Raw genomic sequence first — 23,564 nt, forward strand, 5'->3', positions numbered from 1 at the left:
CCCGAATGCGAGGGGAAAAGCACGCGATTCGCGGCTTTTCGCGCCTCACAGCGGCATCCCCGAAAGTTTCGCAACGAGTTCGGCCAGCTTCCTTGCCTGAAATTTCTCAAGCAGGCGCGCGCGATAGGCCTCGACCGTGCGATAGCTCAGCGCCAGTTCCAGCCCGATTTCCTTGGACGTCATGCCGCGGCAGGTCAGGATCGCCACCTCGCGCTCGCGCCGGGTCAGGGCGACCAGCGGGCGCTCGTCGGACAGGTCGGCGAACGACCAGATGCCGCGGCGGAACGGGTCTTCGGGCGTCAGGCTGTGGCCGCGCACGCGGCACCAGAACAGCGCGCCGTCGGTGCGGCGCATCACGCGTTCGTCGGCGTAATGCCCGGTGTCGCGCATTGCCCGCAGCCCGCGCGCGCCGATACGCTCGTAATCCTCGGGGCTGGGATAGAGCTCGGCGACGGGCCGGTCGGCATAATCCGCCGGTGCGCCCCCGAATACCCCGGCGAACAGGGCGTTGCAGCCCCGGATCACCCGGTTTTCCAGAAGGCACAGCCCGACAGGCGCGTGGTGAAAGGCGGTTTCGGCTATGTTCATGCCCGTAGTTCTACCAATTGATTGCGATCCGGTGCGATGGTTTTGTGAAACACGCAGAGGGAGGGGAGCAAGGCCCATGAATATCGGTTTGTGGCTGCAACGCAGCGCGATCCGCTGGCCGTCGCGGCCGGCGCTTTACCATGGCACCGACCTGGTGGCCGATTATGCCGGGTTCGACGCGGCGGCCCGCGCGGTGGCGGGCTGGCTGCCGACGCAGGGCGTCGCGCCCGGCGACCGGGTGGCGATCTTCATGAAGAACGTGCCGGATTACCTGATCGTGCAATATGGCGCGTGGTATGCCGGCGCGGTGGTGGTGCCGATCAACGCCAAGCTGCACGGGCAGGAGGCGGCATGGATCATCGAAAACAGCGGCGCGAACCTGGCCTTCGCCACGCCCGCGCTGGCCGAGGCCCTGCAGGCGGCCGGGGCTAAGGCGCGCGTGGTCGATACCGGCGGCACGGACTATGCCACCGCCCGCGCCCATGCCGCGATCGGCGGGGTGACGGAACGGGCCTCCGACGATCTGTGCTGGCTGTTCTACACCTCGGGCACCACGGGGCGGCCCAAGGGGGTGATGATCACCAATCGGATGCTGATCAACATGGCGCTGGATTACCAGGTGGATGTCGACCGCGTTTCGCAGGACGATACCGCGCTTTATGCCGCGCCGCTGTCGCACGGGGCGGGGATCTACAACCTGATGCATGTGCAGATGGGCGCGCGCCATGTCTGCCCGCTGTCGGGCGGGTTCGAACCGGGCGAGATTTTCGATCTCGCGCGCTATTTCGAACGGGTGCACATGTTCGCCGCGCCCACGATGGTCAAGCGGATGGTGCTGGCCGCGCGGGACACCGGCGAGACCGGCAAGGGCCTGCGCACCGTGGTCTATGGTGGCGGCCCGATGTACGTGGCGGACATCGTCGAGGCGGTGGACATGTTCGGCCCCGTCTTCGTGCAGATCTACGGGCAGGGCGAATGCCCGATGGCGATCACCGCGCTGTCGCGCGACGAGGTGGCCGACCGCAGCCACCCGCGCTGGCGGGACCGGCTGGCCTCGGTCGGGCGGGCGCAGGCCTCGGTCGCGGTGCGGATCGGCGATGCAGAGGGGCAGGAGCTGCCGCGCGGTGAGGCGGGTGAGATCATGGTGCGCGGCGACACCGTCATGCCCGGCTACTGGCGGAACCCGGAGGCCACGGAAAAGACGCTGCCGGAGGGCTGGCTGATGACCGGCGATGTGGGTTTCATGGACGATGACGGGTATGTCACGATGCAGGACCGGTCCAGGGATGTGATCATCTCGGGCGGCACGAACATCTACCCGCGCGAGGTGGAAGAGGCGCTGCTGACCCACCCGTCGGTGCAGGAGGTCGCGGTGGTCGGCCGGCCCGACCCGGAATGGGGCGAAGAGGTGGTCGCATTCGTGGTGCCGGCGCCCGGAGCGGCTCTGGATTCGGCAATTCTGGATGCACATTGCTTTGCACAAATCGCACGTTTCAAGCGACCGAAAGCCTATTTTCCCGTCCAGGAATTGCCTAAAAACAACTATGGCAAGGTTCTGAAGACGGAATTGCGCAAACATCTGGAGGAGGGCGCGGTATGACGGATCTGAACGGTAAAACAGCCTTGGTGACGGGCTCGGTCCAGGGGATCGGGCTGGCCATTGCCGAGGCGCTGGCCGGGGCGGGCGCGCGGATCGCGGTGCACGGGCTGGCCGGCGACAGCCAGATCGACGAGGTCTGCACCCACCTGCGCGAGCGTGGCGCGCCGCAGGCCGAGTTCTTCCATGGCGACCTGCGCAATCCCAACCGGGTGGATGAGTTGATGGAGGCCGTCGCGGCCTGGGGCGGGGCGGACATACTGGTGAACAACGCCGGTATCCAGAAAACCGCCGCGTTGCGCGACGTGACGCGCGAGACATGGGATACGATCCTTGCAGTCAACCTGTCGGCGGCGTTCCACACCATGCAGGCGGCGATGCCGGGGATGGCCGAACGCGGCTATGGCCGGGTCATCAACATCGCCAGCGTGCACGGGCTGGTCGCGTCGAAGGACAAGGCGCCCTATGTGGCGGCCAAGCACGGGCTGGTCGGGCTGTCAAAGGTGGCGGCGCTGGAATATGCCGATGCGGGCAGCAAGGCGGCGGGCGGCGTCACGGTGAACTGCATCTGCCCCGGCTGGACCGAAACCGCGATCATCGAACCGCAGGTCGCAGCGCGCGCCGCGCAAAGGGGCGGGGACCGCGACGCGGGCATTGCCGACCTGCTGGCCGAGAAGCAGCCCAGCCGCCGCACCAGCGACCCGTCCGAGATCGGAGCACTGGCGCTGTGGCTGTGCAGCCCGGTGGCGCATAACGTGACGGGCGTTTCGATCCCGGTCGATGGCGGCTGGACCGCGCAGTAGCGGTTTCTATACCCGGCTGTCCGGCGTCAGCGCCCTGACATTGGCGCGATAGCTGTTGTCGGCGGGATCGGCCTGAGCGGGCCGCATCTCCGCGGGTAGCAGGCCGGGCTGGGGGAGCGGGGCCACGGCTCTGTCTATGACCACCTCTTGCGCCAGCGCCTGCCGCAGCATGTCCGCCCGAAATCGCGCCTCGCCCAGATCGGAGATGACCGGGCCGTTCGGCGGCAGAATGCGCGGTTCCGGCGTGATACCGCGCGGTTTGTCGGGGCCGGTTTGCCCCCGCGTGGCCGGTGATGTGGCGGTGCCGGGGGCGGGGTGCGTTCCCGGTTGTGGTGCCAGGGCCGGTTGCGCACCGACCGGCGTTGTTCGCGCGGACGAAAACAGGCTGCCGAGCATGATAACCTCGCATCGTTGATGTGATGCCCCCACCGGAATCTTTACAGCAGTCCGGCTGCTGCCCCAAGCTGAACCTCGTCGAATGGTAAACGGGCCGGGGGATCGCCCCGGCCCGTCACGATCCTGTCCGCGATCCGGCGGATCAGCGGTTCATGCGGTTGTCGATCAGATCCTCCACCACGCCGGGATCGGCCAGCGTCGAGGTGTCGCCAAGGCTGCCGTAATCGTTCTCGGCGATCTTGCGCAGGATGCGGCGCATGATCTTGCCCGAGCGCGTCTTGGGCAGGCCCGGCGCCCACTGGATCAGGTCGGGCTTGGCGATCGGGCCGATTTCCTGGCGCACCCAGTCGGACAGTTCCTTGCGCAACTCCTCGCTCGGGGTTTCGCCCGACATCAGCGTGACATAGGCATAGATGCCCTGGCCCTTGATGTCGTGCGGGTATCCGACCACCGCGGCCTCAGCCACCCTGGAATGGGCCACGAGAGCGGATTCGACCTCGGCCGTGCCCATCCGGTGCCCCGACACGTTGATCACGTCATCCACCCGGCCGGTGATCCAGTAGCAGCCGTCGGCATCGCGGCGGCAACCGTCGCCCGAGAAGTAATAGCCCTTGTATTGCTGGAAATAGGTCGACTGGAACCGCTCGTGATCGCCCCAGACGGTGCGCATCTGCCCCGGCCAGCTGTCCTTGATGCAAAGCACGCCCTCGGCCTCGGTTTCGGTGATTTCCTTGCCGCTTTCGGGTTCCAGCACCACCGGCAGCACGCCGAAGAACGGATGCGTGGCCGAGCCGGGCTTGGCCGTGGTGGCGCCGGGCAGGGGGGTGATCATGTGGCCGCCGGTTTCGGTCTGCCACCAGGTGTCGACGATGGGGCGTTTGCCCTGTCCCACGACCTCGTTATACCAGTTCCACGCCTCGGGGTTGATCGGCTCGCCCACGGTGCCCAGCAGTTTCAGGTCGCTCAGGTCATAGCCGGTGACGAACTCGTTGCCCTGGCCCATCAGCGCGCGGATGGCGGTGGGGGCGGTGTAGAACTGGTTGACCTTGTGCTTTTCGCACACCGCCCAGAACCGGCCGGCATCGGGCCATGTGGGCACGCCTTCGAACATCAGCGTGGTGGCGCCGTTCGCCAGCGGGCCGTAGATGATATAGCTGTGCCCGGTGACCCAGCCGACATCGGCGGTGCACCAGAAGATATCGCCGTCGTGATAGTCGAAGGTGTATTGGTGCGTCATCGCCGCATAGACGAGATACCCGCCCGATGTGTGCACCACACCCTTGGGCTGCCCGGTCGAGCCCGAGGTATAGAGGATGAACAGCGGGTCCTCGGCACCCACCTCTTCGGGCGGGCAGTCGGCGCTGACCTTTTCGGCCTCTTCGTGCCACCAGAAATCCAGGTCGCGGCGCCATGCGATCTGGTCGCCGGTGCGCCGGACCACAAGGCATTTCACGTCGGTGGTGTCGTGCAGCAGCGCCTGGTTCACGTTGTCCTTCAGCTTGGTGCGGCGGCCGCCGCGCGGGGCGGTGTCGGCGGTGATCACCAGCTTGGCGTCGCAGCCGTTCACCCGCGCCCCCAGCGCGTCGGGCGAGAAACCGGCGAAGACGACCGAATGGATCGCGCCGACCCGCGCGCAGGCCAGCATGGCATAGGCGGCCTCGGGGATCATCGGCATGTAGATGACCACGCGGTCACCCTTTCTGATGCCGAGGTTTTTCAGCACGTTGGCCATGCGGCCCACCTGTTCGTGCAATTCGCCGTAGGTGATGTGCAGCGCCTCGTCACTGGGATCGTCGGGTTCCCAGATGATCGCGGTCTGATCGCCGCGTGTGGCAAGGTGGCGGTCGATGCAGTTTGCCGCGACGTTCAGCGTGCCGTCCTCGAACCACTTGATCGAGACCTCGCCGAAATCGAAATTCACGTCCTTCACCTTGCCGAAGGGTTTGATCCAGTCGATGCGCTTGCCATGCTCGGCCCAGAACGCTTCGGGGTCGTCGATGGATGCCTGGTACATCCTGGCATAGCCGGCGGCGTCCACATGGGCGTTGGAGGCGAATTCCGGGGTGGGGGGATAGGTTGCGTCAGACATGTTGCGGCCTTCTGTCACTTGGTATTTCCACGAGTTTGTTCTTTCTCGGCCCGCCCTGCAACCAATTGGCTGCGGGCGGGCCGGCCCGGCGCTCAGATCGCCAGGTATTCCGCGCGCAATTCCTCGTTCCCGAGAACCTCGGCCGCGGCCCCGTCGAACACGACCGACCCGGTATCGAGGATCACCGAGCGGTCCGCCAGTTCCAGCGCGCGCACGGCGTTCTGTTCCACGATCACCGTGGTGATGCCCTGTTCCTTGATCAGGCGCAGGGTCTTTTCGATCTCGTCCACGATCACCGGGGCCAGCCCTTCGTAGGGTTCGTCCAGCAGCAGCACCTTGATGTCGCGCGCCAGCGCGCGGGCGATGGCCAGCATCTGCTGTTCGCCCCCCGACAGCGTCACGCCCTCCTGCTTGCGGCGTTCGCCGAGGCGCGGGAACAGTTCGTAGAGCCGCTCGATCGACCAGCCGATGGGCGGGGCGATCTGCGCCAGTTGCAGGTTCTCCTCGACCGTGAGGCCGGGGATGATGCGGCGATCCTCGGGCACCAAGCCGATGCCCAGTTGCGACGCCTGGTGGCTGTTTTTCAGGTGCAGCGGCTGGTGGTCCAGCCAGACCTCGCCATGCGTGATCTGCGGATCGTCCAGCCGCGCGATGGCGCGCAGCGTCGATGTCTTGCCCGCGCCGTTGCGGCCCAGCAGCGCCAGGATCTCGCCCTCGTGCACGTTGAAGCTGACGCCCTGCACGATATAGCTTTCGCCGTAATAGGCGTGGATATCCCAGACCGACAGGTAGGCGGGGGCGGTTTCGGCCAGGTTCTTGCCCTTGGAAAAATCGGGTTTGACGTTCATGTCCGGCCCTCCTTACGCGGTTTCGCCCAGATACGCTTCGCGCACCTTGGGGTTGCCCTTGATGTTCTCGGGGCTGTCTTCGACCAGCGGTGTGCCCTGCGCCAGAACCGTGATCCGGTCGGCCAGGCTGAACACCACATGCATGTCATGTTCGATGATGCACATGGTGATGTCGCGCTTTTCCTTGATCTCTTTCAGCAGGTCGATGGTGTTGTTGGTGTCGGCCCGCGCCATGCCGGCGGTGGGTTCGTCCAGCAGCAGCAATTGCGGCTCCTGCACCAGGCACATCGCCATTTCCAGCCGCCGCTTGTCGCCCCGGCTGAGGCTGGCGGAATGCATGTTGCGCTTGTCGGCCATGTTCAGGTCGTCCAGCATGGCCAGCGCCTTTTCCATGATCTGCCTTTCGTTCTGCACCCCTTCGATCGCGTGCATCCGGAACGCCCCGTCGCGCTTGGCGAAGCAGGGGATCATGACGTTTTCCAGCACGGTCAGGTCGCCGAATATCTCGGGCGTCTGGAACACGCGGGAAATGCCCATCTGGTTGATCTCGAAGGGCTTGCGCCCCAGCACCGACTGGCCGTTGAACATGACCGACCCGGTGTCGGGGATCAGCTTGCCCACCAGGCAGTTCAGCAGGGTGGACTTGCCCGCGCCGTTCGGGCCGATGATGGCGTGGACGGTGTTTTCCGCCACGCTGAGGTTCACATCCCCCAGCGCCTGCAGACCGCCGAAGCGCTTGTTGACGCCCTTGACTTCAAGGATACCCATTGGTCCCTCTCCTTATTCCGCAGGTTGTTTGGCTTTGGTCTGATCGTCTTCGGTCGCTTTCCTGCGGCGGAACAGACGCATGATGCGCTGGCCGCCTTCGACAAGGCCGCCGGGCAGGAAGATCACCACCAGCATGAACAGGATGCCCAGCGTCAGGTGCCAGCCCTTGCCGATGAAGGGATGGATCAGCGTCACGGTCAGGTCCTCGATCCCGTCCGGCATCCATGCGAACCAGCCATGCAGCACGTTGTCGTTGATCTTCGAAAAGATGTTTTCGAAATACTTGATCATGCCCGCGCCCAGCACCGGTCCGATCAGGGTGCCCGCCCCGCCGAGGATGGTCATCAGCACGACCTCGCCGCTGGCGGTCCACTGCATCCGCTCGGCGCCGGCCAGCGGGTCCATCGAGGCCATGAGGCCGCCGGCCAGGCCGGCATACATGCCCGAAATCACGAAGGCCGCCAGCGTATAGGGGCGCGAGTTCAGCCCGGTATAGTTCAGGCGGTTCTGGTTCGACTTGATCGCGCGCAGCATCATCCCGAAGGGCGAGCGGAAGATGCGGATCGCCAGGTAGAAGGCCAGCAGCATCACCACCGCGCAGACGTAGTAGCCCGCCGAGAAGGTGAAGTTCCACGGCCCGAGCGCCATGTTGACGGCGGAACGCATCTCCAGCCCGAACAGGTTGGTCACCGGGATCGAGCCGTCGGCCGTGGCCGAAGCACCCAGGATGCGGGGATCGTCCAGTGTCAGCTGCAGGCCGGTCTCGCCGTTGGTGATCGGCGTCAGCACCGAATAGGCCAGCGCAAAGGACATCTGCGCGAAGGCCAGCGTCAGGATCGAGAAATAGATCCCCGAGCGGCGCAGGCTGACATAGCCGATGACCAGCGCGAACAGCCCCGCGATGATGACCGACAGGACGATCGCCGGGATGATGTTCATGCTGAGCAGCTTGAACATCCACACCGCCGAATACGACCCCACGCCCAGGAAGGCCGCGTGGCCGAAGGACAGGTAACCGGTCAGGCCGAACAGGATGTTGAAACCGATGGCGAAGATCCCGAAGATCACGAAACGCTGCATCAGGTCGGGATAGCCCGCGTTGAACTGCGCCAGTCCGCTGCCGGTGGGAAACGGGTTCAGGATGAAGGGCGCCAGCAGCGTCAGAAGCGCCACCACCAGCAGAAGGGTCAGGTCTTTTTTGTCGAGTCCGAACATGGGCTCAGTCCTCCATCACGCCGGCACGTCCCATCAGACCGCGCGGACGGGTCAGCAGGATGATGATGGCGACAAGGTAGATGATGATCTGGTTGATGCCGGGGATCGTGGTGGTCGCCCAGGTGGTCGAGGCAAAGCTTTCCAGGATGCCCAGCACGAAACCGGCCAGAACGGCGCCGGGCAGCGAGCCCATGCCGCCCACGACCACCACGACGAAGCTGAGCACGAGGAAATCCATCCCCATGTGATAGTTGGGCGCGTTGATCGGCCCGTACATCACGCCCGCAAGCCCCGCCACCGCGGCGGCCAGCCCGAACATGATGGTGAACCGCCGGTCGATGTCGATGCCCAGCAGGCCCACGGTTTCACGGTCGGCCATGCCGGCGCGCACGACCATACCGAAGGTGGTGAACTGCAAAAAGGCAAAGACGCCGCCGATGATCAGCGCGGCAAAGCAGAAATAGACGATCCGCCAGACCGGGTAGACGACGCCGTCCATCAGCGTGGCCACGCCCGACAGCATCTCGGGCGCCGGGGTCTGGATCGGGTTGGCGCCGAAATTGGCCTTGATGATTTCCTGCAGCACGATGGCAAGGCCGAAGGTCACAAGGATCTGGTCGGCATGGGGACGCTTGTAGAAATGCTTGATCAGCCCGCGTTCCATCACGAAGCCGAAGATAAGCATGACCGGGATGGCGAACAGGATCGCCAGCGGCACCGACCAGTCGATGATCGCGGCGCCGACATCGGGGCCGAACCAGCTTTCGACATAGGGTGTCTTGACCTTCAGCGGCTGGCCGAGAAAGTCGGTCTTGTCGGGGTCGACCGTTTCGTAGCTGAGGTTCAGGATACGCTGCAGCGTGACCGCGCAGAACGCGCCGATCATGAACAGCGCGCCATGGGCGAAGTTCACCACGCCGAGCGTGCCGAAGATGAGTGTCAAACCCAGCGCGATCAGCGCATAGGCCGAGCCCTTGTCGAGCCCGTTCAGGATTTGCACGAGAATTGCGTCCATTGTCCCACCCTTAAGCCGGGGAATGCGGAAAATGCCCAGGGCCCTTGCGGGCCGTCAGGCCGGGGCGAAAAGGGTGGGCGTTGCCGCCCACCCTTGCCGGGCGATCAGGCGCCGGCGTTGCACGATCCCAGCGCGCCACCCGCGAACATCGGGTGATCGGGGGCGTAGGTGACCTGCTCGACCGGCGTGACCTCGACGATTTCGACGAGGTTGTATTCGTCCGAGGGGTTTTCCGCCCCGCGCACCACCAGCACGTCCTTGAAGCACTGGTGATCCGCCCCGCGATAGGTCGTGGGGCCGTTGCCCAGGCCGTCGAACTCGAAATCCTCCATGGCCTCGGCCACGGCGCAGGGGTTGAAGCTGCCCGCGCGCTGCACGGCATCGGCATAAAGCAGGGTCTGCGCATAGCAGGTCTGCGCCGCCTGGCTGGGCGGGAAGCCGTATTTCTCGCCAAAGCTTTTCACGAAGGCGTTGGAGCCGGCATATTTGTCGCCGCGCTCGTTTTCCAGTTTCCAGTCCCAGTTCTGCGACCCGACGATGCCCTTGATGTTGGCGCCCGCGCCCTTGGCCATCAGCTCGGAGTAAAGCGGCACGACGATCTCGAAGTTCTTGCCGTTCACCTGCTTTTCACGCAGGCCGAACTGCACCGCGTTGGTCAGCGAGTTCACCATGTTGCCGCCATAGTGGTTCAGCACCAGCACGTCGGCCCCGGCATTCAGCACCGGCGCGATATAGGACGAGAAATCCGTCTGCGCGAGCGGCGTCAGCACGTTCTCGACCGTTTCCCAACCCAGCGCCTCGGTGGCGGCGGCGATGGATTCCTGCTGCGTCCAGCCCCAGGTGTAGTCGGCGGTCAGGTGATAGGCGCGGCGGTCGTTGCCATAGAGTTTCTCCAGCACCGGCGCGAGGGCCGCGCCCGACATGTAGGCGTTGAAGAAGTGGCGGAAGCCGTTGGCCTTCTTGTCCTTGCCGGTGGTGTCGTTCGAATGCGTCAGCCCGGCCATGAAGATCACGCCGGCCTCCTGGCACAGGCCCTGCACGGCCACGGCCACGCCCGAGGACGAGCCGCCGGTGATCATGATGGCGCCGTCCTTTTCGATCATCGACTTGGCCGATGCGCGCGCGGCGTCCGATTTGGTCTGGGTGTCGCCCGAGACGTATTGCACCTTCTTGCCCATGATGCCGGTGCCGTCCAGCACCTTGGAGCTGAAGGTGCCGAGCATACCGCCGTCACCGCCACCGTTCAGGTGTTCGACGGCCAGTTCATAGGCGCGCAGTTCGTCCGCGCCCTCGTCGGCATAGGGGCCGGTCTGGGGCACGTTGAAGCCCAGCGTGACGGACGAACCCGTTGGTTCGTTGGTGAAGGCGCTGGCGGACGATGCTGTAAAGATCGTCGGCAGGGCGACACCGGCACCGATGCCGACACCGCTCTTGAGAACGCCACGGCGCGTCAGAGTCTTGTTGGACATGTAATCCTCCCGTTTCGTGAAAGGCGGGGGCCTCCTCAAGCGTCCCCGCGGGCACAAATGTGCAAAGCGATTATCGGTGAGGATAAGAAAATTCTGCAACAACTGCTTTTAATGAAACAATTTTTTTGTAAAAAATTGCACAATGATATAGTGTGTGTTGTAAAGAAATTATTTGGCGGCGCAGAAAAGCGTTGATTTGTCACGAAAATGTGAGGGTAGAGACATGCCGCAGGGGCAACTGACCGGAACGCGCATCCGCGAGCGTCGGGGACGGCAGGGGATGCGGCAGGCCGATCTGGCCGCGCGGGTGGGGATTTCGGCCTCGTACCTGAACCTGATCGAGCACAACAAGCGCAGAATCGGCGGCAAGGTGCTGGTGGCGATCGCCGCCGAGCTGGGGGTGGAGCCGGCGCAGCTGACCGAAGGGGCCGAGGCCGCGCTGATCGCCGCCCTGCGCGAGGCGCGCGCCGCCCATTCCGGCGCCGGTGCCGAGGCCGAGCGCGCCGAGGAGCTGGCCGGCCGCTTTCCCGGCTGGGCCGAGGTGCTGGCGCGCAGCCACCGGCGCGCGGCCACGCTGGAACGCACGGTCGAAACGCTGACCGACCGGCTGACCCATGACCCGCATCTGGCCGCCGCCCTGCACGAGGTGCTGTCGACGGTGACGGCGATCCGCTCGACCGCCGCGATCCTGGCCGACACCCGCGAGATCGAGCCGGAATGGCGCGACCGTTTTCAGCGCAACATCAACGAGGATGCCGGGCGGCTGGCCGAAAGCGCGCAGGCGCTGGTGACCTACCTGGACCGCGCGGGCGAGGCCGGCGATGGCGAGGCCGCCGCCCCGCAGGAAGAGTTGGATGCCTTCCTGGCCGAGCTGGGCTGGCACGTGCCCGCGCTGGAGGGCGGGCAGGCGGATATCGAGGCGCTGATCGCGGCGGCCGGGACGCTGAAATCCGCACCGGCGCGCGCGCTGGCGCGGTCATGGCTGGAGCGTTACGCCGACGAGGCGGCGCTGCTGCCCGCGCGCGCGCTGGCCGAATGGTGTGCGGCAAATCCGCCCGACCCGGGCCGGGTGGCGCGTGAATTCGGCGTGCCGGTGCCGGTGGCGATGCGCCGTATCGCCAGCCTGCCCGCCGATGGCCCGGCCGGGCGCATCGGCATGGTCAGCTGCGACGCCTCGGGCACGCTGACCTATCGCAAGCCGGTCGACGGTTTCGCGGTGCCGCGCTTTGGCGCGGCCTGTCCGCTCTGGCCGTTGTTCGCGGCGCTCGGCCAGCCGATGGTGCCGCTGCGCCAGGCGGTGCGGCAGGCGGCGCGCGATGGCGGGCGGTTCCTGTGCTATGCGCTGGCGCTGCCACAGGGCGACGTCGATTTCGACGCGCCCCCGGTGCTCGAGGCGCATATGCTGATCGTGCCGCAGGCGGGCGCCGCCGATACCGCCGCGGCCCCCGCGCGCGAGGTCGGCGTAAGCTGCCGCATCTGCCCGCGCGGCGCATGCGCGGCGCGGCGCGAACCCTCGATCCTTGCGGATGGGTTTTGACTTGACCGCACGCATCGCGTTTAACTGTGCCAAAATACGGCGCTCAATGCGCATAAGGGAGGGGACGATGACATGGGCAAGCATGTCCTTGTGATCGAGGATGAACCGAACATCATCGAGGCGATCAGCTTTATTCTCAGCCGCGACGGCTGGCGCGTGGATTCCCATTCGAACGGGCATGACGCGGTCGAGGTGGTCCTGGCCAAGGCACCCGACCTTGTGATCCTGGACGTGATGCTGCCGGGGCGCTCGGGCTACGAGATCCTGACCGACCTGCGCGCGCGTCCCGAAACCGCGCGCCTGCCGGTGCTGATGCTGACCGCGCGCGGCCAGAGCAAGGACCGCGAACTGGCCGAACGGCTCGGCGCGAGCCGCTTCATGACCAAGCCGTTTTCCAATGCCGACGTGCTGGAGGCGTTGCGCGAACTGGTGCCGGCATGAGCGAGAAACCCGCCCCGCTGTTCCTGGAGCGGCGCAGCTATCGCCAGCGCCGGCTGATGGACGCGGCGCGGCTGGCGCCGCTGCTGGCGGCGATCCTGTGGGCGGTGCCGCTGCTCTGGCCGCGGCAGGGGGATGAGGCGATGCCGACCTCGACCTCGATCATCTATATCTTCGGCGTCTGGCTGGCGATGGTCGGGGTCTCGCTGGTGCTGTCGCGCCGGTTGACCGAGGCCGACGACGACACCACCACGCCGCGCGATGGCGGGGGCGGGGCGTGACGGCGACGCTGAACCTGCTGGTGGCGGTGTGCCTCGGCTATGTCGCCTTTCTGTTCCTGGTGGCCTTCGCGGCCGAACGCGCCGCGCTGCGCGGGCAGGGCGGCTGGCTGCGCTCGCCGCTGGTCTACACGCTGTCGCTGTCGATCTACTGCACCGCCTGGACGTTTTACGGCGCGGTCGGCTATGCCGCGCGGTCGGGGCTGGAATTCCTGACCATCTATCTGGGGCCGACGCTGGTCATGATCGGCTGGTGGTGGGGGCTGCGCAAGCTGGTGCGCATCGGGCGCACCCAGCGCGTGACCTCGGTGGCCGACCTGATTTCCTCGCGTTATGGCAAGTCGACGCTGCTGGCGGTGTTCGTCACGCTGATCGCGGTGATCGGCACCACGCCCTATATCGCGCTGCAACTGCAATCGGTCACCGCCTCATTCGCCAGCATCGCGCAGGCCGATCCGAACGCCGCCCCGCTGGAGGATACGCGCCAGATCGCGTTGTCGGTGGCGGTGGGGCTGGCGCTGTTCACGATCCTGTTCGGCACGCGGAACCTGGATGCCAACGAACGCCATCACGGGGTCGTCATGGCCATTGCGGTCGAGGCGGTGGTCAAGCTCTTTGCGCTGATGGCGGTGGGGGTGTTCGTCGTCTGGGGCATCGGCGGCGGCCCCGCGCAGACGCTGGCCCGCATCGACGCCAGCCAGATGGGCCAGTGGCAGGTGGACGGGATGCGCTGGGGGGGCCTGACATTCCTGTCGGCGGCCGCCTTCCTGACGCTGCCGCGGATGTTCCAGGTGCTGGTGGTGGAAAACGAGGACGAACAGCACCTGCGCACGGCAAGCTGGGCCTTTCCGCTGTATCTGCTGCTGATCAGCCTGTTCGTCGTGCCCATCGCGGTGGTCGGGCTGGAGATCATGCCGGCGGGGTCGAACCCCGACCAGTTCGTCCTGACCGTGCCGCTGGCGCAGGGGCAGGACACGCTGGCGATGCTCAGCTTTCTTGGCGGGTTCTCCAGCGCGACCTCGATGGTGATCGTGGCGGCGATTGCGCTGGCGACGATGGTTTCGAACCATATCGTCATGCCGATCTGGCTGAACCTGACCGGCGGCGGCGCGGTGATGTCGGGCGATGTGCGCAACGTGGTCATCACCGCGCGGCGGCTGTCCATCGCGGGGGTTCTGGCGCTTGGCTATGTCTATTACCAGATGTCGGGCGGCGGTGCCGCGCTGGCGGCGATCGGGCTGGTGTCCTTTGCCGGTGTCGCGCAGTTCCTGCCGGCGCTGCTGGGCGGCATCCTGTGGCGCGGCGCCACGCGGGCGGGCGCGCTGGCCGGTCTGAGCACCGGGTTCGTGCTGTGGGTCTGGTGCATGCTGCTGCCCAGTTTCGGGGCCGACGTGGTGATCCCCGGCACGGTGCTGGCCGAGGGGCCCTGGGGCATGGGCTGGCTGCGGCCGCAGGCGCTGTTCGGGATCGCCGGACTGGACCCGACGGTGCACGCGGTGCTGTGGTCGATGCTGTTCAACACCGGGGGCTTCGTCATCGCCTCGCTCCTGACCTTTCCCAGCCCGCTGGAACGGCTGCAGGGGGCGCAGTTCGTCAATGTCTTTCAGCATTCCGCGCGCCCGCAGAACTGGGCCGGCGGCACCGCCCAGAGCGAGGACCTGATCGTGATGGCGCAGCGTATCCTCGGCCCGGCGCAGGCGCAGGCGCTGTTCCAGGACGAGGCGCAGCGCCAGGGGCTTGCGGGCTACCTGCCGGAACCGACGCCGGATTTCCTGGCCCGGCTGGAGCGCGAGCTGTCGGGCTCGGTCGGGGCGGCGACGGCTCATGCGATGGTGGGGCAGATCATGGGCGCCGCGACCGTGTCGGTCGAGGATCTGCTGGCGGTGGCCGACGAGACCGCGCAGATGATGGAATATTCCAGCCAGCTTGAAACCAAGTCCGAAGAACTGGCCCGGACGGCCCGCCAGTTGCGGGCAGCGAACGAGAAGCTGACGCAGATCTCGGTGCAGAAGGATGCCTTCCTGTCGCAGATCAGCCATGAATTGCGCACGCCCATGACCTCGATCCGCGCGTTTTCCGAGATCCTGCGCGATGGCGGCGGGCTCGGATCGCAGGCGCAGTCGAAATATGCCGGCATCATCCATGACGAGGCGATCCGGCTGACGCGCCTTCTGGACGACCTGCTGGACCTGAGCGTGCTTGAGAACGGGCAGGTGAACCTGAATATCCGCACCGGCATCCTGTCGGCGGTGATCGACCACGCGGTCGCGGCGACCGGGGCAGGGCACGGCCTGCTGAAGCTGCACCGCCGCCGCGCCGACGAGGAGGTGACGCTGGAAACCGATCTCGACCGGCTGGCGCAGGTGTTCATCAACCTGATTGCCAACGCGCAGAAATACTGCGACGCGGCCGAGCCCGAACTGACCATCGCGGTGCAGGCACGCGACGGCCGGCTGCTGGTCGATTTCATCGACAACGGCCCGGGGATACCGCGCCAGGTGCAGTCGGTCGTGTTCGAGAAATTCAGCCGGGTCAGCGACCAGAAGGCCGGCGGCGCGGGGCTGGGCCTGGCCATCTGCCGCGAGATCATGGCCCGGCTGGACGGGACGATCGCCTATCTGCCGGGACAGAGCGGCGCGGCGTTCCGCGTCACCCTGCCGCTGTCGCAGCGCATGGCGGCGCAGTGACCGCTCAATGATTTCGTAACCTTGCCGCCGCTATGGTGCCGCTGCATCCGGTTCTTGGTGGCGGAGGGTATGGACAAACCTGGCGAACAGACGGTTCTGCGCCGCAAGGCCCGTGCGGCCCGGGCCGCGCATGAGGCGCGGGCGATGTCGCCCGAGCGGGCGCTGCGGCTTGCGCTGGAACGCTGGGCCGGCGGCGAACTGGGGGTCATGCTGTCGGTGACGGGGGTGGAAACGCGCACCGAACTGGCCGGGACGCTGGCCGCCGACCTGCCGGACCCGGCGCTGATCCTGCTGCTGGACGGGCCGGGTGACGTGCCCGGTGCGCTGGTGCTCGATCCGCAGCTATCCGCCGCGCTGGTCGAGGCGCAGACGATGGGCCGGGTCTCGCCCCGCCCGGCGCCGCCGCGCGCGCCCACCCGCACCGATGCGGCGATGGCCGCGCCGATGGTGGCAGGCGTGTTCGCGCGCCTGGCCGACATGCCGGCCGAGGCGGGGCAATGGGTGCAGGGCTATCGCTATGGCGCGATGGTCGAGGATGCGCGCGCCCTGTCGCTGGCGCTGGGCACCGGGGATTACCGGGTGATGCGGCTGGGTTGCGACCTGGGCCCGGATCGCGCGGGCGAGCTGGTGCTTGCCCTGCCGGCGCCCCGGCCATCGGCCGATCCCGATGCGGCGGGCGATGCGGAACCGGGCGCGGCGGCAAGGCCGGCCCTGCGCGACAGCCTGCTGGCCGCACCGGCGCGGCTCGATGCGGTCCTGTGCCGGGTGTCGGTGCCGCTGTCGCAGATGCACGGGCTGCGCCCCGGCGAGGTGCTGGCGCTGCCTGCGGGCGTTCTGAACGCCGCCCGGCTTGAGGCTGTGCCGGGCCGCGCGGTGGCGCGCGCCACGCTGGGGCAAATACGCGGCCAGCGCGCCCTGCGGCTGCACGGGACGGGGCAGGGCGCGGTGACGCCCGGTGGCGAGGGGATGGGCGAGGCGACAGCCCGGCCGCCAGTGCCGGACACGCCTGTCGCACCGCCCGTTCCGGCCCGGATCGACCCGGCGGCGGGCCTGCCAGACCTGTCGGAATTCGGCCCGCCGGAGGATGCGGCCGGGGACGACCCGCCCGCCGCCGGGGCCGTGCCGGGATAGCTCAGCCGCCCTGCTGCGTGGCCAGCGCGTCGAGCGTGGGGCGCAACTGTTCGAGCTGATAGCCCGCCCGCCCGGCGGTGGTGAGTATCTCATCCACCGGCATATGCCCGGCCTGTCCCAGCGACCAGATCACCGAACAGCGCGTGCCGCTGGCGCAATAGGCCAGCACCGGGCCGTCGGACTCCTCGATCAGCCGGCGCTGGCGGGCGATATTCTCGGGCGTCATCGTCTGGTGCGTCAGCTCCAGCACGTGAAAGGCCAGCCCCGCGGCCTCGGCCGCCTGGCGCATCCCGTCCGCCTGCAGGGCGGGCGGGATCTCGGCATCGGGGCGGTTGCAGATCACCGTGGTGTATCCCGCCGCCTTGATCGCGGGCAAATCGCCCGGTTCGATCTGCGGCGAGACGGCGTAGCGGGGGGTAAGGGCGCGTATCTCCATGATCGCGCTTTACGCCGCGGCGGGCTGCCTGTCCAGCACCCGGCGCAGCGCCGGGGTGACAGCCATGCCCGCCAGCATCGCGGCGAAGAACACCCAGTGCCCCACCCCGCCATAGCTGAGCGAGGCGACGGACGGCCCCGGGCACAGCCCCGCCAGCCCCCAGCCGAAACCGAACATGACCGAGCCCAGGATCAGGTTACGGTCGATCCGCTGCGGCGGCGCGGGCGGAAAGCTGCCGCCCAGCGCGGGCGAACTGCGCCGGTTGCGCAGAAGCCACGCGATCGCCATCGGGATCATCGCGCCGCCCATGACGAAGGCCAGCGTCGGGTCCCAGTCGCCAAAGACATCGAGCCAGCCCTGCACCTTGGCGGTGTCGGTCATGCCCGAGATGAACAGCCCGGCGCCGAACAGCCCGCCGGCGAAGAAAGCGAAAAGGTTGCGCATCAGATCACCCCCAGCAGATGACGGAACAGGATCACGCCGACACCGCCGGCCATGATATAGGCCACGGTGGCCACGAACCCCCGCAGGCTGAGCCGCGACATCCCGCAGACCCCGTGCCCCGAGGTGCAGCCATTGGCGATGCGCGTGCCGATGCCCACCAGAAGGCCCGCGGCGATCAGCACCGCCCAGTTGTCGGTCACATGGGTGTCGATGCTGCTGTAGACCGGGTAGATGATGATCGGCAGCAGGAACACGCCCGCCAGAAAAGCCAGTTTTTCCCATTTCGTATCGCGGGCGGTGCCGTCGACCAGCCCGCCGATGATGCCGCTGGCGCCCATGATCCGGCCATTGGCCAGCAGATACACCGCGCCCCCGGTGCCGATCAGCAACCCGCCGATCAGCCCCCAAATCCAGTCTTGTTCCATTTTCGCGTTTCCTGTTGGTCCTGAAGAAAAATCAGCGGTCGGGATGTGCCGTGTTCGCGCAGCCTTCATGCGATCCCGCGCCGCCCCTGCGGCCCCGGTCAGAGCTTGTTGACCGGAACCTTAAGAAAGACATCGCCCTTCTCGTCCGCCGGCGGCATCTGGCCCGCGCGCATGTTCACCTGCAGCGAGGGGATGATCAGTTTCGGCATCGCCAGCGTGGCGTCGCGCGCGTCGCGCATTTCGACGAACTGGTCCTTGGACTTGCCCGCGCCGACATGGATATTGCGGGCCTTCTGCTCGGCCACGGTGGTTTCCCACGCGTATTCGTCACGGCCCGGCGCCTTGTAATCGTGGCCGACGAAGATGCGGGTCTCGTCGGGCAGGGCAAGGATCTTCTGCACCGATTCGAACAGGGTTTCGGACGATCCGCCGGGGAAATCGCAGCGCGCGGTGCCGAAATCTGGCATGAACAGCGTGTCGCCGACAAAGGCCGCGTCGCCGATCACATAGGTCAGGCAGGCCGGGGTGTGGCCGGGCGTGTGCAGCACGTCGCCGCGCAACTGCCCGATGTGAACGCTGTCGCCCTCGACGAACAGCTTGTCGAACTGGCTGCCGTCGCGCTGGAATTCGGTGCCTTCGTTGAACACCTTGCCAAAGGTGTCCTGTACGATCCTGATCCGGTCGCCGATGCCGATCTTGCCGCCGACCTGTTCCTGGATATAGGGCGCGGCGCTCAGGTGGTCGGCATGGACATGGGTTTCCAGCAGCCATTCCACCGTCAGGCCGTTATCCCTGACGAAGCGGATCACCTGATCGGCCGAGCGGGTATCGGTGCGGCCCGAGGAATAGTCGAAATCCAGAACGCTGTCGATCACGGCGCAACTGCTGCCGGCGGGGTCTTTCACCACGTAGGAGATCGTGTTCGTGGCGTCGTCGAAAAAGGCGGTGACTTCGGGTTTCATGCGGGAATCCTCCGTTTCCCGAAACATATACGATTAAAGGAATGTGTTTCAAGTGCTTCGGTTGACTTGCATCAAGGAAGCGGGAAGACCACCGTATTAGCGTAGGAAAACACCTAACGGAGACACGCGCATGACCACGATCCAGGACCGCCGCAAGGCCCTTTTGAACCGTCTGGCCGAGCTGGACGGCCGGCTGCACACGATCGAGGCCGAACTGGATGCCGAGCATTCGAAGGACTGGGACGATGCCGCGGTCGAACGTGAAGGCGACGAGGTGCTGGAGCATCTGGGGCAGGCGGGTCAGGACGAGATTCGCCGGATTCGCGCCGCGCTGCAACGCATCCGCGACGGGGAATACGGCTATTGCGCGAAATGCGGCGAAGAGATCGCGGCCGAGCGGCTGGACGTTCTGCCCGACACGCCGCTGTGCCGCAACTGCGCCGCCGCCACCGGGTGACGGCGCGACCACAGCGAAAGGAGGAGATCATGGTCAAGGACCCCCGGCTGGTGCCGATGATCGAAGAACTGGAGCAGGCCGCGATGGCCTGTGCGCCCGAGGCCCGCGAAGAGGTGCGCAAGCGCCTGCATTCCATGATCGCGCAATTGCGGGCCGAGGGGCATCCGGTGCCGCAGCGGCTCCGCGATGTCGACGAGATGCTGACCGATGCCAGCGTCGAGGACCGGTTCGACAATATGCCGCTCTGACAGCCCCGTTCCGGGCGCTACACCTTGTGGCCTGCGCTTTTGTCGCATCTAGGGCTTGCGCTCATCCCTGCGCTTTCGGCAAAGTGGGCCCAAGGTCATGGACAGCGGGCGCGACCCGCGGGAGGTGCGCTTGGCACAGGCAGGTGACATGGTGCGGATCGCCCGGCAGGGCGACATCGCCATCCTTTCGCTCGATAATCCGCCCGCCAACCTGCTGGGCGCCCCGCTGCGCGCGGCGCTGATGGCGGCGCTGGACGCGGTCGCGGGCGACGACGGGCTGCGCGGCGCGGTGCTGACGGGCGCGGGCGGCAATTTCAGCAACGGGCTGGACCTGCGCGAGCTTGAGGCGCCGCTGGCCGCGCCTGAACCACGCGACCTGGCCAACCGGATCGAGATGCTGGGCAAGCCCGTGGTGGCCGCGCTGACGGGGCGCGCCTCGGGCGCGGGGCTGGAACTGGCGCTGGCGGCCACGGCGCGGGTGGCGCATCCCGCGACACGGATCATGCTGGGCGATCTGGGGCTGGGCCTGCCGCCGGGGGCGGGGGGCACGCAACGCCTGCCGCGGATCGTCGGCGCCGGGCCGGCGCTGGATCTTGTCCTGACCGCGCGCCCGGTGCCGGCCTCGGCGCTGCCGGCGCTTTTCGACGATACCGATGCCGCCGATCCGCTGGCCGCGGCGGTGGCGCTTGCGCGGGATCTGGCCGATGCGCCGCGCCCGCCCACAAGCGAGCGGCGCGAGGGGTTCGCCGATCCGGCGGCCTACCAGGCCGAAATCGCCCGGCGCCGCGACGAGGCCGCCACCAGCCCGCTGCCCGCCGTGCGCGACGTGGTGGCCGCGGTCGAGGCGGCGTTGCTGCTGCCCTTCGAGGCCGGGCTGGCGCTGGAGGCGCAGGTATTCGCCGATGCGCTGGCCTCGTCCCGGTCGCGGGCGCAGCGCCACGTGGTGCGGGCCGAATTGCGCGCGGCCAACATGCCCGAAACCCGGCCTCGTGCTGCGCGCCATATCGGGCGGGTGGGGATCGTCGGCGGCGGCCCGACCGCCTGCGGCATCGCGCGGGTCTGCCTTGCCGCCGGGCTGCCGGTGATCCAGTTCGAACGCGACGACGCGGCGCTGGCCAAGGCGCAGAAACGGCTGCAGGAGCCCGCGCCGGGCGTGACAGGCCTGGACGGCTGGCAGGGCACCACGGCGCTGCCCGACCTGGCCGGGGCCGACCTGATCGTCGAGGCGGTGGCCGACCTGTTGCGCACCAAGGAGCAGGTCTTTGCCGCGCTGTCCGACATCGCGGGCGACGAGACGATTCTGGCCACGCAATCGGGGCTGCTGCCGATCGACCCGATCGCCGCGGCCACCGCGCGGCCCGAGCAGGTGCTGGGGCTGCATTTCCACGCGCCGGTCGGCCCCGCGCGGCTGGTCGAGGTGATCCCCGGCAGCCGGACCGATCCGCAGGCGGTCGCCAGCGTCGCGGCACTGGTGCGCGGCACGCTGGGCCGTATCGCGGTGCGGTCGGGCACCGGCGGCGGCACGCTGCCCGAGCGGATCACCGCCGCCGCGCGCGATGCGGGCATTGCGATGCTGGTGCCGGGCGTGCCGATCGGCCGGATCGACGGGGTGATGGCGCAATGGGGGCTGCCGCAGGGTATCTTCCGGCAGATCGACATGATCGGCTGCGACGTGGTGCTGGCGCGCGGGCGGCTGCTGGCGCGGGGGACGGGGTTTCCCACCGCCCATCTGGATGCGCTGGCGCGGCTGGTCGAGGCCGGGCGCACCGGCCGCGCCGCGGGCCTCGGGTTCTATCGCTGGGACGAGAAGGGCCATGCCCACACTGACGATGCGCTGGGCGAGGTGCTGTTCGGCGGCGGTTTCGACAGGATGTCGATGCCCGGGGACGAGATCCGCCTGCGCGTGATCGCGGCAATGGCCAACGAAGGGGCGCGGATGCTGCGCGCGGACATGGCGCTGCGCCCGTCGGATATCGACGTGGCCTGCGTGCTGGGCACGCAGTTTCCGCGCTGGCGCGGCGGCCCGATGAAGGCGGCCGACCTGACCGGGCTGTTCGAAATCCAGCGCGCCCTGAAACGTCTTGCCGTGGACTGGCCCGAGCTTTACGGCGCCGATCCGGGCTTTGCCGCGCTGGTCAGGAACGGCGAGAGTTTCGATGCGCTGAACGGGGTGGGCAAGGACCGCCGCAGCATTCCGGGCTAGGCAATCGCGCGCGGCTCAGCCCAGCGAGATGCCGAGGATCACCATCATCAGCCCCAGCACCGACAGCATCAGCGCGCCCATGTTCAGCGGCACGACCTTCTGCACCACGGCGCGCAACTCCTCGTCGGGCAGGCCCGACCGCTTGGCGCGCGCCACGCGCAGGATGCACCAGACAAGCCCCGCAAGCCCGACCACCGATACCGCCGCCCCGATCCAGACAAGGATTTCCATCACGCGTCCCTTTGTTACCGTCGCCCGGCGGGTTAGCGCATTGCCGGGGCGGGCGCAACGCATCCGCCCTTGCGGGGGGCAGGGGCGGGCGCTAGGAAAGGGCCTCGGACATCCACCAACGGGCAGGAAAGACACGCGATGATCGAAGAAAACGACAAACCGGGCGACGCCACCTACCGCGTGACGGCGGACGAGCTGCGCCAGTTCATCGAACGGTTCGAGCGGCTGGAGATGGAGAAAAAGGACATCGCCGACCAGCAGAAGGAAGTGATGGCCGAGGCCAAGGCGCGCGGCTACGACACCAAGGTGATGCGCAAGGTCATCGCCCTGCGCAAGCGCGAGCCCGACGACATCGCCGAGGAAGAGGCGGTGCTGGAAATGTACAAATCCGCGCTGGGCATGGGCTGAGCCGCGTCAGGGCGCGATCGTCGTCACGCCCTGGATGCGGCCGATCTCGAACACGTCGTCATCGTAGATATCGCTCAGCTCGGTCACCAGATCATCGGTCCAGCCGGGCAGGTCCAGCTCTTCCTCGATCTCTTCCTCGATGGCGAACTTGTCGAGAAACGCCGCGATCACCCGGCGTTTCTGGATCTCGTTCATGTTGGGATAGGCCTTGAGATAGGCGCGAAACCGTTTCATCCCCGCGGGCGTCATGATCTCGGACAGCAGGTCGAACCCGCCGGTGATCTTCTGGTTATGCTCCAGCGCGGCCATCTCGCGGATGATCTGCGCCCAGATCAGCGGCGTGTCCTCGTTGCACCAGACGGTGATCTGCAGCCCCGGCACATGGTCGCGGATGCGCCTGACCAGTTCCGACCAGCGCAGGTCGCGCGGATCGGCCCCGGCCATGAAATCGTCAAAGCTCATCTCGGGCGAATTGGCATGCACCGCGGGCAGGAAGCTTGCCGGGTTGCGGATGGCCAGGAACAGCTCGACCTCGTCACCGTCGAATATCTGCGAAAGCTGGGCCAGCTTCAGCTCGGCGCGGGGATAGAACACGCCCTTGGACACGGCCAGTTTCGGCACGGAAAAGAAATTCTCGTTCGACAGCAGCAGGCGCTCGGGATGATCCTCGTCCAGGATCGCGTCAAGCAGCACCATGCGCGCATCCGGCGCCAGGGGGCTGCCGGACATCGCGTTCAGCGTGTCGCGGATCAGCCGGCGATAGCGCGACGGGCCGGGCACGGCGATGCCGCGCTGTCGAAAATCGTCGCGGTTGCGCAAAAGGCATTTGATCAGCCGGTCGTCGTCGGTGTTATGTGCGCCTGCATGTAGGACAACCTGCATCGGGTTTTC

25 protein-coding genes are annotated in these 23,564 nt (G+C 67.2%); 11 read left to right on the plus strand and 14 right to left on the minus strand.

Features of this window, described 5'->3' with window-relative positions; all coding sequences use genetic code 11:
* Positions 1–45: 45 nt before the first annotated feature.
* Positions 46–588: a PAS and helix-turn-helix domain-containing protein gene (locus F3H87_RS04255; RefSeq protein WP_394852146.1), complete on the minus strand. Its 543-nt coding sequence runs from the start codon at positions 586–588 to the stop codon at positions 46–48.
* Positions 589–664: 76 nt separating this feature from the next.
* Between F3H87_RS04255 and F3H87_RS04260 the strand changes: the two genes are divergently transcribed.
* Positions 665–2,188 (plus strand): class I adenylate-forming enzyme family protein, encoded by a 1,524-nt coding sequence (locus tag F3H87_RS04260; RefSeq protein ID WP_149786285.1) that lies wholly within the window; start codon positions 665–667, stop codon positions 2,186–2,188.
* Complete coding sequence (locus F3H87_RS04265; RefSeq protein ID WP_149786284.1) at positions 2,185–2,988, plus strand: 3-hydroxybutyrate dehydrogenase; 804 nt, start codon at positions 2,185–2,187, stop codon at positions 2,986–2,988. The genes F3H87_RS04260 and F3H87_RS04265 overlap by 4 nt, the downstream gene beginning before the upstream one ends.
* Before the next feature lie 6 nt (positions 2,989–2,994).
* On the opposite strand, the gene F3H87_RS04270 is transcribed toward F3H87_RS04265, so the two are convergent.
* The 7 genes from F3H87_RS04270 to F3H87_RS04300 all read right to left on the minus strand — a co-directional run bounded on the left by F3H87_RS04270 (position 2,995) and on the right by F3H87_RS04300 (position 10,788).
* Complete coding sequence (locus F3H87_RS04270; protein ID WP_149786283.1) at positions 2,995–3,384, minus strand: hypothetical protein; 390 nt, start codon at positions 3,382–3,384, stop codon at positions 2,995–2,997.
* Between the two features lie 142 nt (positions 3,385–3,526).
* Complete coding sequence (acs, locus tag F3H87_RS04275; protein WP_149786282.1) at positions 3,527–5,473, minus strand: acetate--CoA ligase; 1,947 nt, start codon at positions 5,471–5,473, stop codon at positions 3,527–3,529.
* 92 nt (positions 5,474–5,565) lie between these two features.
* On the minus strand, positions 5,566–6,321 hold the full coding sequence (locus F3H87_RS04280) for an ABC transporter ATP-binding protein (RefSeq protein WP_149786281.1): 756 nt from the start codon (positions 6,319–6,321) through the stop codon (positions 5,566–5,568).
* A 12-nt stretch (positions 6,322–6,333) separates the two neighbouring features.
* Complete coding sequence (locus F3H87_RS04285; RefSeq protein ID WP_149786280.1) at positions 6,334–7,089, minus strand: ABC transporter ATP-binding protein; 756 nt, start codon at positions 7,087–7,089, stop codon at positions 6,334–6,336.
* Between the two features lie 12 nt (positions 7,090–7,101).
* Positions 7,102–8,304, minus strand: coding sequence for a branched-chain amino acid ABC transporter permease (locus F3H87_RS04290; protein WP_149786279.1), 1,203 nt, complete (start codon positions 8,302–8,304; stop codon positions 7,102–7,104).
* Positions 8,305–8,308: 4 nt separating this feature from the next.
* Positions 8,309–9,319 (minus strand): branched-chain amino acid ABC transporter permease, encoded by a 1,011-nt coding sequence (locus F3H87_RS04295; protein ID WP_149786278.1) that lies wholly within the window; start codon positions 9,317–9,319, stop codon positions 8,309–8,311.
* 104 nt (positions 9,320–9,423) lie between these two features.
* A complete protein-coding gene (locus F3H87_RS04300; protein ID WP_149786277.1) occupies positions 9,424–10,788 on the minus strand; it encodes a substrate-binding protein in 1,365 nt (454 codons plus the stop codon).
* Between the two features lie 223 nt (positions 10,789–11,011).
* Between F3H87_RS04300 and F3H87_RS04305 the strand changes: the two genes are divergently transcribed.
* The 5 genes from F3H87_RS04305 to F3H87_RS04325 all read left to right on the plus strand — a co-directional run bounded on the left by F3H87_RS04305 (position 11,012) and on the right by F3H87_RS04325 (position 16,859).
* Positions 11,012–12,325, plus strand: a complete 1,314-nt coding sequence (locus F3H87_RS04305; protein ID WP_149786276.1) for an XRE family transcriptional regulator — start codon at positions 11,012–11,014, stop codon at positions 12,323–12,325.
* Positions 12,326–12,397: 72 nt separating this feature from the next.
* Entirely contained in the window at positions 12,398–12,766 is a 369-nt protein-coding gene (locus F3H87_RS04310) for a response regulator transcription factor (RefSeq protein WP_149786275.1), read from the plus strand.
* Complete coding sequence (locus F3H87_RS04315; protein ID WP_149786274.1) at positions 12,763–13,044, plus strand: hypothetical protein; 282 nt, start codon at positions 12,763–12,765, stop codon at positions 13,042–13,044. The genes F3H87_RS04310 and F3H87_RS04315 overlap by 4 nt, the downstream gene beginning before the upstream one ends.
* On the plus strand, positions 13,041–15,728 hold the full coding sequence (locus tag F3H87_RS04320; protein WP_149786273.1) for an ATP-binding protein: 2,688 nt from the start codon (positions 13,041–13,043) through the stop codon (positions 15,726–15,728). The genes F3H87_RS04315 and F3H87_RS04320 overlap by 4 nt, the downstream gene beginning before the upstream one ends.
* Positions 15,729–15,797: 69 nt before the next feature.
* On the plus strand, positions 15,798–16,859 hold the full coding sequence (locus F3H87_RS04325; protein WP_149786272.1) for a FliM/FliN family flagellar motor switch protein: 1,062 nt from the start codon (positions 15,798–15,800) through the stop codon (positions 16,857–16,859).
* A gap of 1 nt (position 16,860) precedes the next feature.
* On the opposite strand, the gene F3H87_RS04330 is transcribed toward F3H87_RS04325, so the two are convergent.
* From F3H87_RS04330 to F3H87_RS04345, 4 genes are all read right to left on the minus strand, one after another.
* Entirely contained in the window at positions 16,861–17,295 is a 435-nt protein-coding gene (locus tag F3H87_RS04330; protein WP_149786271.1) for a TIGR01244 family sulfur transferase, read from the minus strand.
* 9 nt (positions 17,296–17,304) lie between these two features.
* Positions 17,305–17,739 (minus strand): YeeE/YedE family protein, encoded by a 435-nt coding sequence (locus F3H87_RS04335; RefSeq protein ID WP_149786270.1) that lies wholly within the window; start codon positions 17,737–17,739, stop codon positions 17,305–17,307.
* Positions 17,739–18,164 carry a YeeE/YedE family protein gene (locus F3H87_RS04340; protein ID WP_149786269.1) on the minus strand — a complete coding sequence of 142 codons (426 nt, stop codon included), beginning with the start codon at positions 18,162–18,164 and terminating at the stop codon, positions 17,739–17,741. Before F3H87_RS04340 ends, F3H87_RS04335 begins: the two co-directional genes overlap by 1 nt.
* Before the next feature lie 98 nt (positions 18,165–18,262).
* A complete protein-coding gene (locus tag F3H87_RS04345; RefSeq protein ID WP_149786268.1) occupies positions 18,263–19,126 on the minus strand; it encodes an MBL fold metallo-hydrolase in 864 nt (287 codons plus the stop codon).
* Positions 19,127–19,256: 130 nt separating this feature from the next.
* Between F3H87_RS04345 and F3H87_RS04350 the strand changes: the two genes are divergently transcribed.
* From F3H87_RS04350 to F3H87_RS04360, 3 genes are all read left to right on the plus strand, one after another.
* The gene (locus F3H87_RS04350) at positions 19,257–19,583 is read left to right on the plus strand and encodes a TraR/DksA family transcriptional regulator (RefSeq protein WP_149786267.1); all 327 of its coding nucleotides are present in this window, start codon (positions 19,257–19,259) and stop codon (positions 19,581–19,583) included.
* 29 nt (positions 19,584–19,612) lie between these two features.
* On the plus strand, positions 19,613–19,831 hold the full coding sequence (locus tag F3H87_RS04355; RefSeq protein WP_149786266.1) for a hypothetical protein: 219 nt from the start codon (positions 19,613–19,615) through the stop codon (positions 19,829–19,831).
* A 130-nt stretch (positions 19,832–19,961) separates the two neighbouring features.
* On the plus strand, positions 19,962–22,034 hold the full coding sequence (locus F3H87_RS04360; RefSeq protein WP_188129123.1) for a 3-hydroxyacyl-CoA dehydrogenase NAD-binding domain-containing protein: 2,073 nt from the start codon (positions 19,962–19,964) through the stop codon (positions 22,032–22,034).
* A 15-nt stretch (positions 22,035–22,049) separates the two neighbouring features.
* Here the strand turns inward: F3H87_RS04360 and F3H87_RS04365 are convergent, their stop codons facing one another.
* Complete coding sequence (locus F3H87_RS04365; protein ID WP_149786264.1) at positions 22,050–22,265, minus strand: hypothetical protein; 216 nt, start codon at positions 22,263–22,265, stop codon at positions 22,050–22,052.
* Positions 22,266–22,403: 138 nt separating this feature from the next.
* Between F3H87_RS04365 and F3H87_RS04370 the strand changes: the two genes are divergently transcribed.
* On the plus strand, positions 22,404–22,673 hold the full coding sequence (locus tag F3H87_RS04370) for a DUF2312 domain-containing protein (RefSeq protein WP_149786263.1): 270 nt from the start codon (positions 22,404–22,406) through the stop codon (positions 22,671–22,673).
* Between the two features lie 6 nt (positions 22,674–22,679).
* On the opposite strand, the gene F3H87_RS04375 is transcribed toward F3H87_RS04370, so the two are convergent.
* Complete coding sequence (locus tag F3H87_RS04375) at positions 22,680–23,555, minus strand: hypothetical protein (RefSeq protein ID WP_149786262.1); 876 nt, start codon at positions 23,553–23,555, stop codon at positions 22,680–22,682.
* Positions 23,556–23,564: the final 9 nt, after the last annotated feature.

The organism is Lutimaribacter pacificus (assembly GCF_900142185.1).
Classification (GTDB): Bacteria; Pseudomonadota; Alphaproteobacteria; order Rhodobacterales; family Rhodobacteraceae; genus Lutimaribacter; species Lutimaribacter pacificus.